The sequence below is a fragment of the Vibrio rhizosphaerae genome, from assembly GCF_024347095.1.
Classification (GTDB): Bacteria; Pseudomonadota; Gammaproteobacteria; order Enterobacterales; family Vibrionaceae; genus Vibrio; species Vibrio rhizosphaerae.
Genome location: NZ_AP024903.1, coordinates 1,342,181 through 1,360,917 on the forward strand (window position 1 = coordinate 1,342,181; position 18,737 = coordinate 1,360,917).

The following is an 18,737-nucleotide window of genomic DNA, read 5'->3' on the forward strand; positions in this document are numbered from 1 at the left end:
AGGTTAGCGAATGACAGATAAAAGCAAAGAGAGTGGTAAACTGTTGTACTGCTCTTTCTGTGGCAAAAGCCAACACGAAGTTCGCAAACTGATCGCAGGTCCTTCTGTTTACATTTGTGATGAATGTGTCGATCTATGTAACGACATTATACGAGAAGAAATTAAGGATGCACTTCCGAAGAAAGAGTCAACGGCATTACCAACGCCGCGTGAGATTCGGGATCATCTTAATGACTATGTGATTGGTCAAGAGCACGCGAAAAAAGTGCTTGCGGTCGCTGTTTATAATCACTACAAGCGTCTGCGTAATGGTGATAAGACCAGTGAAGGTGTTGAACTCGGTAAGAGTAATATCCTGCTGATTGGGCCAACAGGGAGCGGTAAAACTTTATTGGCCGAAACTCTGGCTCGCTTTTTGGATGTGCCATTTACAATGGCGGATGCAACAACACTGACTGAAGCAGGTTATGTCGGGGAAGATGTTGAAAACATCATCCAGAAGTTACTGCAAAAATGTGATTACGATGTGGCTAAGGCCGAGCGGGGGATTGTTTACATCGATGAAATTGATAAGATTTCGCGCAAATCTGAAAACCCGTCGATTACACGAGACGTTTCTGGTGAAGGTGTACAACAAGCCTTGTTGAAACTGATTGAAGGGACCGTTGCTTCTGTACCTCCTCAGGGTGGCAGAAAACACCCACAACAGGAATTCTTGCAAGTTGATACATCAAAAATCTTGTTTATCTGCGGGGGGGCGTTTGCCGGACTGGATAAAGTCATCGAGCAACGTGTCGCGACAGGAACCGGCATCGGCTTTGGTGCTGAAGTTCGTTCCAAAGATGAAATCAAGACAGTCGGCGAACTGTTTACACAGGTTGAGCCGGAAGATTTAGTGAAGTACGGGTTAATTCCAGAATTCATTGGTCGTCTGCCTGTGACCGCAACACTGACCGAATTGGATGAAGCCGCACTGATACAGATTCTGTGTGAGCCGAAGAATGCGCTGACCAAGCAGTATGGTGCACTTTTCGAACTTGAAGATGTTGATTTAGAGTTCAGAGAAGATGCATTACGTGCGATTGCGAAAAAAGCAATGACGCGTAAAACCGGTGCTCGCGGACTGCGTTCGATTCTTGAAAGTGTGTTGTTAGAAACTATGTATGAGTTACCATCAGTAAATGATGTGAGTAAGGTTGTCATTGATGAATCAGTCATTAATGGCGAATCTGCACCATTGCTCATCTACTCTAACAATGAGAATCAGGCCGCCGGTGCCGAATAATTCAGCAAAGTCTCACGAAGGAGGTATGATTACCTCCTTTTTTTTATTCTACGATTGAATCCCATTGTTTAGACCCCATATACTGCCATATAGACAGAAGCGGAAGAGAGAAGAATATGAACTTGGAACGTTCCGAGCGTATAGAGATCCCCGTATTGCCACTGCGAGACGTTGTGGTTTATCCACATATGGTTATTCCTTTATTTGTTGGCCGTGAAAAATCAATCCAATGTCTTGAAGCTGCAATGGACAATGACAAGCAGGTTCTTTTAGTCGCTCAAAAGCAAGCAGAAACCGATGAGCCGACCATTGATGATTTGTTTGATGTCGGCACGGTCGCGACGATTTTACAACTCCTTAAATTACCGGACGGTACGGTGAAAGTGCTGGTGGAAGGCCAACAGCGCGCACAGGTCGAATCGTTTGTTGAAGGTGATTTTTTCTCTGCGCAAGCGCGTTACCTAATCACCCCCGAGCTCGATGAGAAAGAGCAAGAAGTGATTGTTCGCAGTGCGATTAATCAGTTTGAAGGGTTTATCAAGCTGAATAAGAAAATTCCACCAGAAGTTTTAACCGCTTTAAATGGTATCGATGAAGCCGCTCGTCTGGCTGATACGATTGCCGCCCATATGCCTTTGAAGCTTGTGGATAAGCAGCAAGTTCTTGAAATTATTGATGTGGTTGAGCGTCTGGAATTTTTGATGGGCCAGATGGAATCTGAAATTGATTTGCTGCAGGTTGAGAAGCGTATTCGTAACCGAGTGAAGAAACAGATGGAGAAATCTCAGCGTGAGTATTATCTGAATGAGCAGATGAAAGCTATTCAGAAAGAGCTGGGTGAAATGGACGACGCGCCTGATGAATTTGAGACATTGAAGAAGAAAATTGAAGATTCAAAGATGCCTCAGGAAGCGCGTGAAAAGACCGAACAGGAACTGCAGAAACTGAAAATGATGTCTCCAATGTCTGCTGAAGCTACGGTGGTGCGGAGTTACATCGATTGGATGGTGAATGTTCCTTGGTCGAAACGTTCGAAAGTGAAGAAAGATTTGGCGAAAGCAGAAGTGATTTTAAATGAAGATCACTATGGGCTGGAGCGGGTAAAAGAGCGCATTTTAGAGTATCTTGCGGTTCAAAACCGAATTCAAAAACTGAAAGGTCCTATTCTTTGTTTGGTTGGTCCTCCGGGTGTAGGTAAGACATCTCTGGGGCGTTCTATTGCTGCTGCCACTGGGCGAAAATATACCCGTATGGCGTTGGGTGGTGTGCGCGATGAAGCAGAAATTCGTGGCCATCGACGCACTTATATCGGTTCGTTACCCGGTAAGCTGATACAGAAAATGTCCAAGGTTGGTGTGAAGAACCCTCTGTTCCTTCTGGATGAGATTGATAAGATGGCATCTGATATGAGAGGGGATCCGTCATCGGCATTGCTTGAGGTTCTTGACCCAGAGCAAAATAATGCCTTTAACGATCACTATCTCGAAGTCGATTATGACTTATCTGATGTGATGTTTGTGGCAACATCAAATTCAATGAATATTCCCGGACCACTGTTAGATCGGATGGAAGTGATTCGTCTGTCGGGTTATACCGAAGATGAAAAATTGAATATTGCCAAACGACATCTGGTTTCTAAGCAGGTTGAACGAAATGGTCTGAAGCCGGCAGAGATTGAGATTGATGACTCTGCAATCATCGGTATTATCCGTTACTACACCAGAGAAGCGGGTGTACGTAATTTGGAACGGGAAATTTCGAAAATTTGCCGCAAAGCCGTGAAGAAAATTCTGCTGAATAAAGATATCAAGCTTGTGACGGTCACTCAGGATAACTTGAAAGAATTCTTAGGCGTGCAGCGTTTTGATTTCGGTAAAGCTGAAGAAAGTAACCGTATTGGTCAGGTGACCGGTCTTGCATGGACAGAAGTCGGTGGTGATCTGCTGACAATTGAAGCGCAGTCCATGGTCGGTAAAGGGAAATTAACTCAGACCGGTTCGTTGGGCGATGTGATGCAAGAATCGATTCAGGCCGCCATGACCGTGGTTCGATCACGTGCAGACAAATTGGGGATCAATAGTGATTTCCATGAAAAACGTGATATCCATGTGCATGTTCCTGAAGGTGCTACACCGAAAGATGGCCCAAGTGCTGGTACTGCAATGTGTACGGCACTTGTGTCTTGTCTGACTGGTAATCCAGTGAAAGCAGATGTCGCCATGACAGGTGAAATTACATTACGGGGTGAAGTCCTACCGATTGGTGGTTTAAAAGAAAAATTGCTTGCCGCGCATCGCGGGGGAATAAAAACCGTCCTAATCCCGAAAGATAATGAACGTGATCTGGAAGAAATTCCTGACAATGTCATTGCTGATCTGAAAGTCATTCCTGTGCAATGGATTGATGAGGTTCTGTCTGTCGCTTTGGAGCGCGCTCCGTTAGGGGTTGAGTTTGAGTCTCAAAAAGAGTGATATACAGCAAAAATAACTAAAAGTTTACGCTGATTCGCATAAAAAGGCTTGTCAGCGTTTTTTTTGGAGGCCATAGTTACTGACTATGGCTTAAGCCCTGATACAACAAGGCTTTAAGCCATTTTTCAGACTTAATGGAACAAAAAATCACCTTTAAATATAACGATAGGTGAAGAAAGGGGAATCACAGTGAATAAAACACAATTAATCGATAAAATTGCGTCAGATGCTGAAATCTCTAAAGCATCTGCGGGCCGTGCTCTTGATGCATTCATTGATGCAGTCAGTGGTACACTCGAGTCTGGTGAGCAAGTTGCTCTGGTTGGGTTTGGAACATTCAGTGTTCGTACTCGCGCAGCCCGCACCGGTCGTAATCCGAAAACAGGGGATGAGATCCAAATCCCTGAAGCGAAGGTTCCTGCTTTCAAAGCGGGTAAAGCTCTGAAAGACGCGTGTAACTAATTCAGTCGCACAAAATTTTGCTAATTGAGGCAAAATTAAGTCAAACGTTTTGAAAATATGCGCATCATAGTGATGCGCATTTCTTTTTTCTGATATTATCGCCTCATTCGCTTTGAATATAGTTGCTTCTGAAAACTATCCAGAGTTGAACGTCTTTTGATGATAGAAATCATTGACTTCAGAATCGATAGTTTTGAGAAACAGAGTATTTTACTGAGTAAGTGGCCATTAAGCCGGAGAATGATTAAATTATGATGGATCGGTTGCGCGAAGGTGTGAATAGCATCGCGATTAAGATTATCCTTGGATTGATAATCTTGTCATTTGTATTTGCGGGAGTCAGTAGCTACCTGGTTGGTGGTAGTAATAATGCAGCAGCAAAGGTTGGCAGCACAAAGATAGGCCGGGCAGAGTTCGAACAAGCTTATCAAAATGAGCGGAGCAGAATGCAATCACAATTAGGTGATTACTTCTCGAACCTGCTTGCTGATCCGAGTTATGTTGCATCTTTCCGCCGTTCTGTATTAGATAAAATGGTGAATGATGTTCTGCTTGAACAGCATGCCGAAGCGCTGGGTTTAAGAATTAGTGATGAACAGGTCCGTCAGGCGATTGTGGACATGCCACAATTCCAGTCGAACGGCAAGTTTGATCAGGATATTTATCAAACAGCATTGCGTCGTGCAGGCTTTTCTCCTGACTCTTTTGCAACATTCTTAAGAAGTGATTTGTTACGTAACCAACTTCTGACAGCGGTTCAAGCCAGTGATTTTTCTTTGGATAGTGAGGTCGATGCCCAGGCGGCATTGCTTGCTCAGAAGCGGGAAATCAGAACGATTAAGCTTGCAACAGACGATTATGCGAAGAAGATTCAACTCAGTGATGAAGATTTGAATGCATACTACAAATCTCATGAAGACAATTTCATGCGTCCGGAGCAATTCAAAGTTTCCTACCTTGAGTTGTCAGCAAACAAACTGAAGTCATCGATCAAAGTCACGGATAATGAGGCTGAAAAGTATTATCAGGATCATGCTGACCAATATTCGACAAAAGCACAGCGCAAAGTCAGTCATATCCTAGTGAATGATGAGAAACAGGCGGACGCTTTACTGAAACAACTGAAAGGTGGCGCTGATTTCTCAGCACTGGCCAAAAAGGATTCTCAGGATCCGGGAAGTGCCAGTAAAGGTGGTGAGATGGATTGGTTTGAAAAAGGTGCGATGGATCCTGCGTTTGAAGAAGCGGCATTTGCACTGAAGAATGTCGGTGATCTCTCTGGTGTTGTGAAATCGAACTTTGGCTATCACATCATTAAATTGGACGCGCTGAAACCTGCGAAAGTCAAACCTTTTGCAGAAGTTAAAGATGATGTTATCGCATCGATTCGGGACGAGCGGGCGCTTGACCGTTTTTATCAATTACAGAGTGATCTAGAAAAAGTTGCTTTTGAAAGCCCGGATTCTCTGGATGAAGCAGCCAAAGCTATCCAAGAGAAGGTTCATACGACTGATTTTGTGGCGTTGACGGATTTGCCAGAAATTTTGCGTGCTGCGCCAGTTCAGAAAGCGTTAGATAACCCAGAAGTCAAAAATGAAGGTTTAAATTCGTCTGTGGTTGAGGTCGCGCCTGAAGATGTTGTGGTTGTTCGTATTGAAGAGCGTCGCCCAGAAACATTACTGCCTTTCGATACTGTGAAAGCACAGGTTGTAGAGGCGTTGTCTAAAGTGAAGGCTGAGCAGCAAACAGAAGCAATTGCTGAGAAGGTACTTGCCGGCTTAAAACAGGGTGACATGGCAGCACTTGAGAGCAACAAGCTCAAATTTGGTGAGCTAACGATGATTGATCGGAGCTCGCCGCTGGCACGGTCAGTTTTTGCAATGCAAAAGCCACAAGATGGCCAGCCTGTTTACGGACAAACGAAAGATCATCAAGGCAATATTGTATTAGTTGAGCTAACGAAGGTTGAATCTAAGACGGATAAGCAATTAACTCAGCAGCTAGCTGTCCAGATGCAACGGTTGAATCGCCAACAAGATCTCTCTGGTCTTTTGAATATCTTAAGAGAGCAAACCGATATCGAGTATTATCTTGCGACACAGTGATAAGCCGGATGTAACTGATATGTTTGTTGAGACGGGCTACTTTTGTAGCCCGTTTTAATTTGTATCGGTCGGTATCGTATTTTTAGCAAGCTTCGCTAGGATGAGTCTGAAATTTTTAATTTGGAGATAAATCTTATGCTTAAAATATTACTTCTTTCTGTCCTATCAATTATCTGTCTGCCATTACATACCGTCTATGCTGCAGATAAGCCAGCATCCGCTGTGATGAATGAACGCCCCGCCAATGTCGTTAATATCAACAGTGCAACAGCTGAAGAGGTTGCTGCAACACTCAGTGGTATTGGGCTCAAGAAAGCACAAGCTCTCGTCAATTACAGAGAAGAGCACGGGCCATTTACTCAGATAGAGGATATTACGGCAGTAAAGGGAATTGGTCCGTCACTAATCGAGAAGAACCGTCGTCGGATAAGCTTGTAGTCGCAGCCATTGCTCGGATGAAATAGCCTTTACTATTCCTGTGGCAAGCTCATATTTAGATAGATAATCAAGTGCCTATTATATGGGGTGAGACGCTGCTTGATTAACATGATCTATTGCTTGCGGATCATCCACATACAGCCATTTGAGTACAGTTTGCTCTAATAACTGCTTGGTGGTGGGCTTAATCAACCAGCCATCCATCGTTGTTCTTATCTGAGCAATTTCATCATCACCCGATTCTCCAGAAAGCGCAATAATTGGCAGTGTCGGGTGAGTTTCTTTAATGAGTCTACATGCCTTCAAGCCATCCATAACGGGCATTTGAACATCCATGAAAATAATATCGATGGGATGATGGCGAACCATATCAACAGCTTCTTTGCCATTTACAGCTTCGTAAACTGTAAACTGAAGGGATTCCAAATAGAGCTTTGCCAATGCCCGTTGTGTTGAATTATCGTCAGTCACCAATGCGATTCTCTGTTTCTGATTTATTGATACAGCATGAGTGGATTTTGACCGTTCAGGTATTGGTATTTCTGACTCGTTCATTTGAGGCTGAGTCTGGAGAGCTTCTTGTGTGACGTGAGGAAAGGTGAGCGTAAATCTTGTATATTCACCGTAAACTGATTGGCACTGAATGTCACCACCAAAGAGTTTCATTGCTCTTTTGCAGTAGCTTAAGCCTAAACCACTTCCCCCTTTTTTCTGGTAAGTGAAGAATTCATCAAAAATTCTATGTATAATTTGTGGTTCAATCCCCGGGCCGTAGTCGGTGATATGGAGTTGGTTATTTTTGAGGCCTGAGGTTAATTCAATATCAATTCTACTCTGAGGTGACGAATCAAAATAGTAGATGGCATTTCTTAATAAGTTAAAAATAATAAAATCGAATAAGGTCTTATTTACATGCACTTGGAAGTCAATATTTGATTTGATGCTCACCCGAGTTTTCTTTTCTTCCGATTCATAAGCAAAATCATTCACTGCAAGGTTTAATAATTTTGTAATCGAAAAAGTAGCCATATTTTGATAATTGATCAGCGTTTGGTTCACTTCTCGTAAAATAATATCAATGAGCTGATTACCATGTTGGACTGCGTCAATGCCTCGTTGAATTTCATTCTTTATCTCTGTAGGTAGAGATATGTTAGAACCAAAATTCGCTAAGTTTTCTAAATGAAGTTGAACTTGAGCAAGAGGATTTCTCATTTCATGCGCTATCGATTTGGCCATTACCTGAGATTGGTTAATACGAGACTGATAGTTAATATATGTCTGAGCATTTTTTAATAACTTTTGCAGAGCATTTATTTCTTCGTTTGAGTATAAAGAACCATCATTTTTATGCGGAGATATGAATAGTTGTGATATGGAGTTATGGTCATCATATAACGGAATTACAACTGCATTTTTATTTTTTGACATATGTTCATAAATAATATTTATGTCTCTGTCGTTAAAGCTTTTCATGTATTGAACTAGCTCATCGAAAACTAGTATAGGGTTATATCTGTGTATATAATTTTCATATATTTCTTTTGAATCTATATTGGATGTTATTTTTATTTTATTTCTTTCTATGTTTAATAACTGAGTTAAACTATCTAAAGCTTTCTGAGGTGATGATTGAAAATCATTACTTAAGGCTAATATCTTTTTACTTGGTATGTTTTTTTCTCCGTAAATAAATAAACTACAGTATTGGGAGAAGAATAACCATATTTTATGTATTATCAATCCATAAAATAGACACCAAGCTAATACAAATGAAATATTGTCTATATGTAGTAATGAATTTATAATAAATATTGGTAAAAAAAGTGTTATAACTGATAAGAAAGCAGTTGTTGCTATGTAGAATAAATAATGCCAACTGTAGAATCGATAGAATAATGCTGCATATCCCATAAGGAGAAGTTCTGTAATTGATAAGACGGGAGGTAACCAAGTTAATGAAAAATCATGAAATATGTAGGTAGAGAAAATATGAATACTAGCGGTTGATATCATGAAGACAATAATTCCCACTGACATATACATTGATTTTATATGTTTTATTTTATTGTCTGTTTTTCTGCGGAAATTAAATAAATTTAAAATTGACAACGATGTGAATAAAATTAAGGTGGAAAAGAAGAAAGGGGTACCAGAACCAAAGTGTATCGTAAAATTACTAGGTGAAAAAATATCCACATACGTCACCGTATAATTATCTAAAAAATTGACATATATTGCATACGGAGTAAATAAAACAATCAATAGAAATTGCCATAATTTTATTCTGTTATTTTTATTATCGGAAATAAGACGGCATGAAAAGTGAAAGGCAGAGCTAAATGCCATATAAGAAAATATATTAGCAGCCTTTGCCATAGATATAGCCCATTGTTCTCCATTAATAATAAGCAGCTCTGTATGAAAATAAGTATTACTTAAAATCCATAGGATGATGAATATCATATAGATAACATATGGATAATAAAGAACTTTAAGGGTATGCAGTCCTTGCTTGAGTGTCGTATATAAAAAATAAACTAACCATAAAAAACTAATGGATGCGGCACCTAGCAATAATAGAGCTTTTGGATAAAGTATGTTATCAATTAACAACATCCACTCCTATCTATTGGAGAGTTCGATTCCTCTATTTTACCGATATTTTTTCATGATTGTTAAGAAGGACTTACTACGTGTTAGATTTTTTACCAACAGCACAAAATACTTAATAATAATTTTTATTTTTATCAATAAGTGGTTTTGTAAGGTAATTATACTTCAAAAATTTCCTATTAATTCATCTTGTTGTATCCATTTATCTAGTATCTCTTCCAGTAGTTTCTGTGTGGTTGGTTTGAGCAATCGGTCATCCATAGTTTGAGTAATTTGATTGATTTCTTGTTCCCCAGACTCTCCTGAAAGTGCGATAACGGGAAGGTTAGGGTACATAGATTTGATCTGTTTACAAGCTTCAAAACCATCCATTATGGGCATTTGAATATCCATAAAAACGATATCAATAGACTTTTGAGATACGATATCAATGGCCTGTTGACCATTTTCTGCTTCATATATCTCTGCGCCAGTTTTCTTTAAATATAGTTTTACAAGAGCTCTTTGCACCTGATTATCATCTGTTATAAGAATCTTTCTTATTGGGGAGGTAATGTTAATGTTGTTACGGTAATTCATTCTTTCTTCATTTAAATCTAGGTCTAATTGTCGAAGGAAATTATTTTGGGAAGATGTATGTAAAGGCAATGGTTTTACATAAGGAAAAATAAGAGAAAACTCTGTATACTTCCCGTAGACTGAATGGCATTCAACTTGCCCATTAAATAGCTTCATTGCCCTTTTACAGTAGCTTAAGCCTAATCCACTACCTTCTCTCTTTTGGTATGTGAAGAACTCATCAAAAATTCGCTGGATAATTTGTGGTTCAATCCCAGGTCCATAGTCTTTGAAAAATAATTTATTTTGTTTATTACCTGATTCTAATCTAATTTCAATTTTGTTGTCAGGATAATCATTAAAGTAACAAATTGAATTTTTGAGTAAGTTAAAAATGATAAATCCAAATAATGTTTCATTTACTTGGACAATGAAATCATTATCAGAATAAAAATAAATTCTTGATTTAATCTCATTTGATTCATATGCATAACTGTTAATTGCCTGATTAACTAAAGAAGAGATTTGATGGGATTCTATATTATTGTTATTTATTATGGATTGATTTGATTCATAAAGAATCATATCAATCATCTGATTTCCATGTTGTATTGAATCTCTGCCTCGTTGAATTTCTTCACGGAAACCGCTAGGTGTACCTATACTATTTGCAATATTGTCAATATTTTCAAGGTGTAATAATATTTGAGATAATGGATTGCGCATTTCATGAGCAATTGACTTCGCCATTGCTCGAGCTTGTTTCACATGATGTTCACTACGAATATATGACTGTACTTTGCTAAAGAGTTTTTGAAGAGCTGATATTTCCTCATTAGAGTAGAGTGATCCGTTACTTTTATGAGGGGAAAATAGCAATTGAGATACAGTGTTATGGTGATCATATAATGGAAGGATCATTGCTGCATTATGTTTCGACATCTGTTCTCTGATCAGATTCAGCCTTTGATTTCTTGTATTATTAAAATGATAGTTGACTTCTTCAAGGAGTAGTACTGAGTCGTCTTGGATCAAGTAAGTTGCATAAAGCTCATTAGATTGTGCATCAGAAATCAGAATTGTCTGTTCTTTCTCCAAGTTTAGTAGTTGTGCCAGTTTATATATAGCATCTTGTGTAGAATATTGAAAATCATTAGACAGACTTAAAATTTTATGAACAGGAGTCTCGGTATCTCTATAAATTAATAAGCTAGAGCATTGAGAAACTCTAGCCCAAGTATAACGAATTGTTATGCCACACATTAAACACCATATGGATAGAAGAAGAATGTGTTCTAATATATTGAATACTTGAGAAAATATCCAAATGGGAATTATATATAGGCATAATGTTAATAAAGCATTACATGATAGATACAATAAATATTTCCAACTATAGAATCGATGAAATATTACTGCATAACCCATGAGGAAGAGTTCAATAATTGAAAATGCTGGCGGTAACCATGTAAATGAAAAATCACTGAATACGGTTGTGATAAATACATGTATAACAGCTGTTGATATCATAAAAATCACGATACCTATAACCATGTAGGTAGATTTTACTCGTTTTAATTTATTACTACTCTTACTGAGCCCAAGTGTATTAAATAATGTCAAAAAGGTAAAAAGTATTAGCAGAGAAAAGAATATAGGAGTCTCAGGACCGAAATGGATAGTAAATTCACTTGGTGATTCAACTATAACGCTGACCACTGTAAGCCCGGGGGCTAAGTTGACATAAAACGCATAAACTGTACTTACAGTGATTAAAGCTAGCTGCCATTTTTTTATACTGTGATTTTCATTAAGAGATTTTAGCCGACATGAAAAATGAAAGGCAGAGCTAAAGGCTAGAAATGAGAAGATATTCGCTGCTTTAGCCATGAATACTCCACCAGTATTACCGAAATCAACTAGCCATCCTGTATGAAAATAGGCGTTGCTCATAATCCAAATTGTGATGAAGAAAGTATACATAACGTATGGATAGTATAATGTTTTTAACATATCCAAACTTTGTTGAATCGAACAACGAAGAAAATAAATAAGCCACCCGAGACTGAAGAAAGCAGTACTCAGTAGCAGAAGTGCTTTAGGGTACATTAGATGATGAATGAATGATTCAAACAAGTTTTGTTTCCTCAGCTTTTTTTCGTCGACCAGTTATTAGCGATTTATATTCGCTATAATTATACTGATTTAAGGCGTTTCCTAATTCTTCATTTAACCAAAAACCTTTATAGGTCAGAACATTTTCCTGATTAATATCACAGTAGCTACGATTGAGATAACAGACTCGATCCAATACCCTATATAAATTAAGCATGATAGGTTGTTCGATAATCGTAAATGATAGTTTTTTTCCATACTTAACCAGTTGTTTCATTAATAGTTTTTGGCAGAGATAAAGAAGAAAAAAGCGCAAGTTTTTTGAGCCGCTTACCGTTAAGCGCAAAACTTCACATACGGCATCGGTGTTCTTGATACATGACGAAAATGATAGCTCACATTCTAACTCAACCTGTTGCATTATACTATCGTGAAATAAGCCAGTGTTATATAGAAGCTCTTTGGTATCAATTGAAAGACAAGAGTGCCATCCATTTCCCTGAAAAAAAGGGTCAAATGTTAACCAAGAATCTCGCTCATGCCAGTGTTGGATAAGGGCTGTAGAAACAATGAGTGGATATGGAGAGTCCTTTGTGTGATAGAGAATAAAATGACTCCCTCGCTGCGATAAATGGAGGCAGAACAACATTTCGTACCACTTTTGTTCGATAATAAAAACATCGATATTGATTAAGCTTATGGCATCAGAAAGTTTCAAGGCTACATGACTGTGCAATGTTAAAAAGAACCGATGATCGGTTTCAATCCGATCAACTATCTCCGACTGATAGCTGTATTCATCTATTGGAGGTGAAGAGCAGGACGCCAATGATACAGCCTGATTCCGTTGTAGTATATGAAAGCGCTCATAAGCGGCCCAGCAAGCAAGCAAATTGCCAAAATTTTTTATCGCGATAACTTCAACATCATGCCAAAACTTAGGAATGGTTGAGATAGGAAAATTCAGGATATGCTGGATAGATTTGGGATGTTCAAAAAGTGCTGCTAAATTACCACAAGAAAGCTCTGGGTAAATATTTGTAATTTCTAGCTTTCTTGTTTTGACTAGCTCATCGAATCCAGAAAATTCTGATGTATTTTGGAGTTGTAATTCTATTTCTATGAAAAAATTGTTGGAGAGTTGTTGATTCCAGATTCTGTTGTCTGTTTGATCGTGTTCTGACGTTGCTGAATGCACAATAACCTGCCTTAAAATTCATGAAAAGCATATGCCTATCGTGATGCTACCACCTCCTCTTTAATGATTCGAGTTGCTTATTGATACTTTTGAATATTTTTGTGATGAATTTTTTATTATCTAACTATATTGTGAAAATAAGAAGGATATGGAAGATTTAAAATCCCCTATGGCTCCTGAGCCGTTGAGTCTTTATAATGCGGCACCGGCAAGGTGCGGATTTTAGCCGCAATCATTTGAATAGTGGAGTAAGACATGTCTTCTTATACACCGGTGATTACCGTTGATGGACCGAGTGGCGCCGGGAAAGGTACACTTTGTATGTGTATCGCTAAAGCGTTGGGGTTTGACCTGCTTGATTCCGGCGCATTGTATCGTGTACTGGCTCTGGCTGCGATTCATCATGGTGTTGATACCGAATCTGAAGATGCTTTAGTGCCTTTGGCAACGCATTTGGATGTTGAATTTGTCGCTGAAGGGCAACTGGTCAAAGTGATTCTGGAAGGTGAGGATGTTTCCAGAGAACTTCGTAAGGAAGAAACTGGCATGGCAGCTTCTAAGGTTGCTGCTTTCCCCCGAGTGCGAGAAGCGCTTTTGCGACGTCAGCGCGCGTTTGTTAAAGAGACTGGACTCGTTGCCGATGGCCGAGATATGGGAACGATTGTTTTCCCTGAAGCGGAAGTCAAAATATTCTTGGATGCCAGCTCAGAAGAGCGGGCAAAAAGGCGTTATAACCAGTTGCAACTTAAAGGGCTTGATGTTAAATTTGATGACCTTTTAAGCGAAATTCGTGAACGTGACGAAAGAGACCGAAATCGTCCCGTTGCGCCGTTGCGTCCCGCTGATGATGCATTGGTTCTTGACTCAACGTTTATGTCTATCGAGCAAGTTCTCGAAACATCGCTACAATATATAGAATCTAAACTGGCGGTTCGCTAGCAATGTGCTAGGCAACGGTCAGCGCAGAACGTCGATCGCAAGGATGATGATTGGCGAAATTCATAACCCCATGCGGTAGGATACCCGTGGACGTTTAATATTTTGAAGATGAAATAAATGACTGAATCTTTTGCTCAACTCTTTGAAGAGTTTCTAAACGAGACTGAATTCCAGACTGGTACTATTGTTAAGGGTACTGTTGTTGCTATCGAGAACGGTTTTGTTCTTGTTGATGCAGGTCTGAAGTCTGAATCTGCAATCCCTGCTGAACAGTTCAAGAACGCTGCCGGCGAACTTGAAGTTGAAGTCGGTTCTGAAGTCGATGTTGCGCTGGATGCAGTAGAAGACGGTTTCGGTGAAACTCAACTTTCTCGTGAGAAAGCGAAACGCCACGAAGCTTGGATCGTTCTTGAGAAAGCATACGAAGAAGCTGAAACTGTTGTCGGTATTATCAATGGTAAAGTGAAAGGCGGTTTTACTGTTGAACTGAACGGTATTCGTGCTTTCCTTCCTGGCTCTCTGGTTGATGTTCGTCCAATTCGTGATACTGCTCACTTGGAAAACAAAGAGCTAGAGTTCAAAGTAATTAAGCTGGATCAGAAACGCAACAACGTTGTTGTTTCTCGCCGTGCTGTTATCGAATCTGAAAACAGTGTTGAGCGTGATGAACTGCTTGAAACACTACAAGAAGGCACAGAAGTTAAAGGTATCGTTAAGAACCTGACTGATTACGGTGCATTCGTTGATCTTGGTGGTGTTGACGGTCTTCTGCACATCACTGATATGGCTTGGAAACGTGTTAAGCATCCATCTGAAATCGTCAACGTTGGTGACGAAATCCTGGTGAAAGTGCTGAAGTTCGATCGTGATCGTACACGTGTATCACTTGGTCTGAAACAACTGGGTGAAGATCCATGGGTTGCAATTGCAAAACGTTACCCAGAAGGTCACAAACTGACTGGTCGTGTGACTAACCTGACTGATTACGGCTGCTTCGTTGAAATTGAAGAAGGTGTTGAAGGTCTGGTTCACGTTTCAGAAATGGATTGGACGAACAAGAACATCCACCCATCTAAAGTTGTCAACGTCGGTGACGAAGTTGAAGTGATGGTTCTGGATATCGATGAAGAACGTCGTCGTATTTCTCTGGGTCTGAAACAGTGTAAAGCTAACCCATGGCAACAATTCGCTGAAGCTCAGGCTAAAGGCGATAAAGTGACAGGTAAGATCAAGTCTATCACTGACTTTGGTATCTTTATCGGTCTGGATGGTGGCATCGACGGTCTGGTTCACTTGTCTGATATCTCTTGGAATGTTCCTGGAGAAGAAGCGGTTCGTGAATACAAGAAAGGCGATGAAATCTCTGCTGTTGTTCTTGCTGTTGATGCAGAGCGTGAGCGTATTTCTCTTGGCGTTAAGCAAATGGAGAACGACCCATTCAACGCATATGTTGCTGATAACAAAAAAGGCACACTAGTCAATGGTACTGTTACTGCAGTTGATGCGAAAGGTGCTACAATTGAACTAGAAGATGGCGTTGAAGGTTACATCCGTGCTTCTGAAGTATCTCGTGACCGTGTTGAAGACGCATCTCTCATCCTGAGCGTTGGTGATAGTATTGAAGCGAAATTTACTGGTGTAGACCGTAAGAACCGCGTAATCAACCTATCTGTCAAAGCGAAAGATGAAGCAGAAGAGCAAGAAGCAATGGCTTCACTGAACAAGCAAGATGAAGGCGCGTTCGGTAATGCTATGGCTGATGCTTTCAAGGCTGCTAAAGGCGAATAATTTAATTCGCAAAAAAGGAGCCAGATTGGCTCCTTTTTTTTGGTTAGGATTTTGATGCTGATATTGCAAATAAGAAGAGGGAAACTATGACGAAGTCTGAATTAATTGAAAGATTGTGCGCAGAGCAAACTCATCTGTCCGCGAAAGAAATCGAAGATGCCGTGAAAGATATTATCGAGCATATGGCGACATCGTTGGAGCAAGGTGACAGAATAGAGATTCGTGGCTTTGGCAGTTTCTCTCTGCATTATCGTGAGCCTCGCACTGGACGTAACCCTAAAACAGGTGAAAAAGTTGAACTGGATGGCAAATATGTTCCTCACTTTAAGCCTGGCAAAGAGCTTAGAGAGCGCGTTAATAGTGCACTCTGATTTTTGCAAACGAATCTGTGCGGCATATCATTTGATATGCCGTTTTTTTGGATACGATATTATCAATTATCATGGTATGGATGGTGATTTTCTTGCATAATCAGGGGTGCCAATAACTGATGCAGGTTTTCCCGTTATGAGAGTCCTAAAAATCATTTTCCTTCTTGTTCTCTTCCTTGTTGCCTTAGCTCTGGGCGCTCAAAATCAAGAAGTTGTCACGTTTAACTACTTAGTAGCAAAAGGTGAATTTCATCTGTCTTGGCTTTTGGGAGCAGTTTTTGTGACTGGTTTTGCCATAGCATGGCTTATCTTTGGTAGTTTGCATCTTAGAGCAAAACTACAGATTCGTCGTTTGAATAAGCAACTGAGTAAGAGTGAAACTCAGCGATCAGTTGCGAAAGAGAAACTCAATATCGGATAATATAGCTCGATGTTAGAAATACTCTTCTTGTTATTGCCGATCGCCGCTGCTTATGGCTGGTACATGGGGCACCGTAGCGCTCAGCAGGACAAGCAGAAGCAATCCCACCAAATCTCCCGTCAGTATGTTACGGGGCTTAACCTGTTGTTATCTGATCAATCAGATAAAGCGGTTGATCACTTTATCGAACTACTTCAGGTCGATGATGAGACGATTGACACACATTTAGCGCTCGGTAACTTATTTCGTTCCCGAGGTGAAGTCGATCGCGCTATTCGAATTCACCAGAATCTGATCTCTCGCTCAGGATTAACGATTGAGCAGAAAAATCTCTCGCTTCAGCAACTGGCAAAAGACTATATGGTTGCCGGGTTTTTGGATCGAGCTGAGCGGATTTTCGAGCAGCTCATTGATGAGCCAGAGCATCGAGAGTCAGCTTTACTCCAGTTAACTTCGATTTATCAGCAAACTCGGGAGTGGATGAAAGCAATCGAATGTGCTCATGCCTTGGTTAAACTTGGTCGCAAAAAAATGCGTAAGAGTATTGCTTACTTCTGGTGTGAGCTCGCTGCTGATGCGCAATCGATGCGTGATGACATGAAAGCGATACAAATATACAAAAAAGCGCTGTCGGAAGATCCGAAATGTGTCAGAGCCAGTATTGGATTAGGAAAGCTTTATCTGGAAAAAGAAGATTATCGAAATACGATTCGTTATATGGAGATGGTGCTTGAGCAGGATGTCGATTATGTCGCTGAAATTTTACCGACGCTTGCTGAGTGTTATCACCGTTCTGGTCATGAGCAGGGATTGATCGATTTTTTAAGAAAATGTATTGCCCAACAGGCAGGTGCCTCCGCCGAGTTAATGTTGGCTCAATTAGTGGCTCACCATGAAGGCGTGGGAGCCGCACTCGATTTACTGACCAAGCAATTGGTGAAAAATCCAACTATGAAGGGTTTTTACCGCCTGATGGATTACCACTTAGCGGAAGCTGAAGAAGGGCGGGCGAAAAAAAGTTTATCGGCATTACAGATCATGGTCGGTGAGCAGATGAGGATAAAACCTTATTATCGTTGCCGAAAATGTGGTTTCTCTTCTCACTCACTGTATTGGCACTGTCCATCGTGTAAGAGTTGGGGAGAGGTTAAACCGATTCGAGGGTTAGACGGAGAGTGAGGACTGCTCCTGAAACGAGAATTGAATTGAGATATAACATAAACAGAGGAGAAAAAATGGGCGAGCCGAGAGTCATTGTGGCACTGGATTATGATAATCAGGCCGAAGCGTTACGTTTTGTTGATCGGATCGATCCCCAGCGTTGTCGTTTGAAAGTCGGGAAAGAAATGTTTACGTTATTCGGACCTGATTTTGTTCGCGCATTACATCAGCGTGGCTTCTCCGTTTTTCTGGATCTGAAATTTCACGATATCCCGAATACGTGTGCCAAAGCTGTTCGGGCTGCGGCTGAACTGGGTGTCTGGATGGTGAATGTCCATGCCAGTGGTGGTCAACGGATGATGACTGCTGCCCGGGAAATACTCGAACCTTATGGCGCAGATAGGCCGATACTGATTGGTGTAACGGTCTTAACCAGTATGTCACAACATGATTTGGTTGATATCGGGTTGAATGTACCTCCTCAAGAACAAGTGCTTCGGCTTGCATCATTGACAAAAAACTCAGGGCTGGATGGTGTGGTATGTTCTGCTCAGGAAGCTCGTCAGCTCAAAGAGCAACTGGGCCAGTCATTTCAGTTGGTGACGCCTGGTATTCGTCCTGCAGGCAGTGATGTTGGCGATCAACAGCGGATTATGACCCCTCAGGATGCCATTTCGGCGGGCTCTGATTATTTGGTGATTGGTCGGCCGATTACTCAGGCACAAGATCCGGCTTCGGAACTGGAGAATATTAACCATTCACTCGATTTATCATAAACCGGTCGATTGTTCTGCTGTGATGACAGTTTG

At 40.6% G+C, this 18,737-nt stretch carries 14 protein-coding genes; 11 read left to right on the forward strand and 3 right to left on the reverse strand.

The window, feature by feature from the left end; all coding sequences use genetic code 11:
* Positions 1 to 10 precede the first annotated feature (10 nt).
* The 5 genes from clpX (at position 11) to OCV37_RS05790 (ending at position 6,761) form a co-directional block, all read left to right on the forward strand.
* Positions 11 to 1,285 carry an ATP-dependent protease ATP-binding subunit ClpX gene (gene clpX, locus OCV37_RS05770; RefSeq protein WP_038178518.1) on the forward strand — a complete coding sequence of 425 codons (1,275 nt, stop codon included), beginning with the start codon at positions 11 to 13 and terminating at the stop codon, positions 1,283 to 1,285.
* 116 nt (positions 1,286 to 1,401) lie between these two features.
* Positions 1,402 to 3,756, forward strand: coding sequence for an endopeptidase La (gene lon / locus OCV37_RS05775; protein ID WP_038178519.1), 2,355 nt, complete (start codon positions 1,402 to 1,404; stop codon positions 3,754 to 3,756).
* A 189-nt stretch (positions 3,757 to 3,945) separates the two neighbouring features.
* Positions 3,946 to 4,218 carry an HU family DNA-binding protein gene (locus OCV37_RS05780; protein WP_038178520.1) on the forward strand — a complete coding sequence of 91 codons (273 nt, stop codon included), beginning with the start codon at positions 3,946 to 3,948 and terminating at the stop codon, positions 4,216 to 4,218.
* Positions 4,219 to 4,469: 251 nt separating this feature from the next.
* The gene (gene ppiD, locus OCV37_RS05785) at positions 4,470 to 6,323 is read left to right on the forward strand and encodes a peptidylprolyl isomerase (protein ID WP_038178521.1); all 1,854 of its coding nucleotides are present in this window, start codon (positions 4,470 to 4,472) and stop codon (positions 6,321 to 6,323) included.
* Positions 6,324 to 6,458: 135 nt separating this feature from the next.
* Positions 6,459 to 6,761, forward strand: a complete 303-nt coding sequence (locus OCV37_RS05790; RefSeq protein ID WP_038178522.1) for a ComEA family DNA-binding protein — start codon at positions 6,459 to 6,461, stop codon at positions 6,759 to 6,761.
* Between the two features lie 78 nt (positions 6,762 to 6,839).
* Here the strand turns inward: OCV37_RS05790 and OCV37_RS05795 are convergent, their stop codons facing one another.
* From OCV37_RS05795 to OCV37_RS05805, 3 genes are all read right to left on the reverse strand, one after another.
* Positions 6,840 to 9,380, reverse strand: coding sequence for a hybrid sensor histidine kinase/response regulator (locus OCV37_RS05795; RefSeq protein ID WP_038178523.1), 2,541 nt, complete (start codon positions 9,378 to 9,380; stop codon positions 6,840 to 6,842).
* A 162-nt stretch (positions 9,381 to 9,542) separates the two neighbouring features.
* Positions 9,543 to 11,825, reverse strand: a complete 2,283-nt coding sequence (locus OCV37_RS05800; protein ID WP_169739345.1) for an ATP-binding response regulator — start codon at positions 11,823 to 11,825, stop codon at positions 9,543 to 9,545.
* A gap of 238 nt (positions 11,826 to 12,063) precedes the next feature.
* The gene (locus OCV37_RS05805) at positions 12,064 to 13,248 is read right to left on the reverse strand and encodes an acyl-homoserine-lactone synthase (protein WP_051680331.1); all 1,185 of its coding nucleotides are present in this window, start codon (positions 13,246 to 13,248) and stop codon (positions 12,064 to 12,066) included.
* Between the two features lie 255 nt (positions 13,249 to 13,503).
* Here OCV37_RS05805 and cmk point away from each other — a divergent pair, with 255 nt between their 5' ends.
* The 6 genes from cmk to pyrF all read left to right on the forward strand — a co-directional run bounded on the left by cmk (position 13,504) and on the right by pyrF (position 18,704).
* Positions 13,504 to 14,187, forward strand: a complete 684-nt coding sequence (cmk, locus tag OCV37_RS05810) for a (d)CMP kinase (protein ID WP_038178525.1) — start codon at positions 13,504 to 13,506, stop codon at positions 14,185 to 14,187.
* A gap of 117 nt (positions 14,188 to 14,304) precedes the next feature.
* Positions 14,305 to 15,975: a 30S ribosomal protein S1 gene (gene rpsA, locus OCV37_RS05815; RefSeq protein WP_021020081.1), complete on the forward strand. Its 1,671-nt coding sequence runs from the start codon at positions 14,305 to 14,307 to the stop codon at positions 15,973 to 15,975.
* Between the two features lie 86 nt (positions 15,976 to 16,061).
* A complete protein-coding gene (ihfB, locus tag OCV37_RS05820) occupies positions 16,062 to 16,346 on the forward strand; it encodes an integration host factor subunit beta (protein ID WP_038178528.1) in 285 nt (94 codons plus the stop codon).
* Positions 16,347 to 16,482: 136 nt separating this feature from the next.
* Positions 16,483 to 16,767, forward strand: coding sequence for a LapA family protein (locus tag OCV37_RS05825; protein ID WP_038178530.1), 285 nt, complete (start codon positions 16,483 to 16,485; stop codon positions 16,765 to 16,767).
* A gap of 9 nt (positions 16,768 to 16,776) precedes the next feature.
* A complete protein-coding gene (gene lapB / locus OCV37_RS05830) occupies positions 16,777 to 17,946 on the forward strand; it encodes a lipopolysaccharide assembly protein LapB (RefSeq protein WP_038178532.1) in 1,170 nt (389 codons plus the stop codon).
* Positions 17,947 to 18,002: 56 nt separating this feature from the next.
* Positions 18,003 to 18,704 carry an orotidine-5'-phosphate decarboxylase gene (gene pyrF, locus OCV37_RS05835; RefSeq protein WP_038178534.1) on the forward strand — a complete coding sequence of 234 codons (702 nt, stop codon included), beginning with the start codon at positions 18,003 to 18,005 and terminating at the stop codon, positions 18,702 to 18,704.
* Positions 18,705 to 18,737 lie beyond the last annotated feature (33 nt).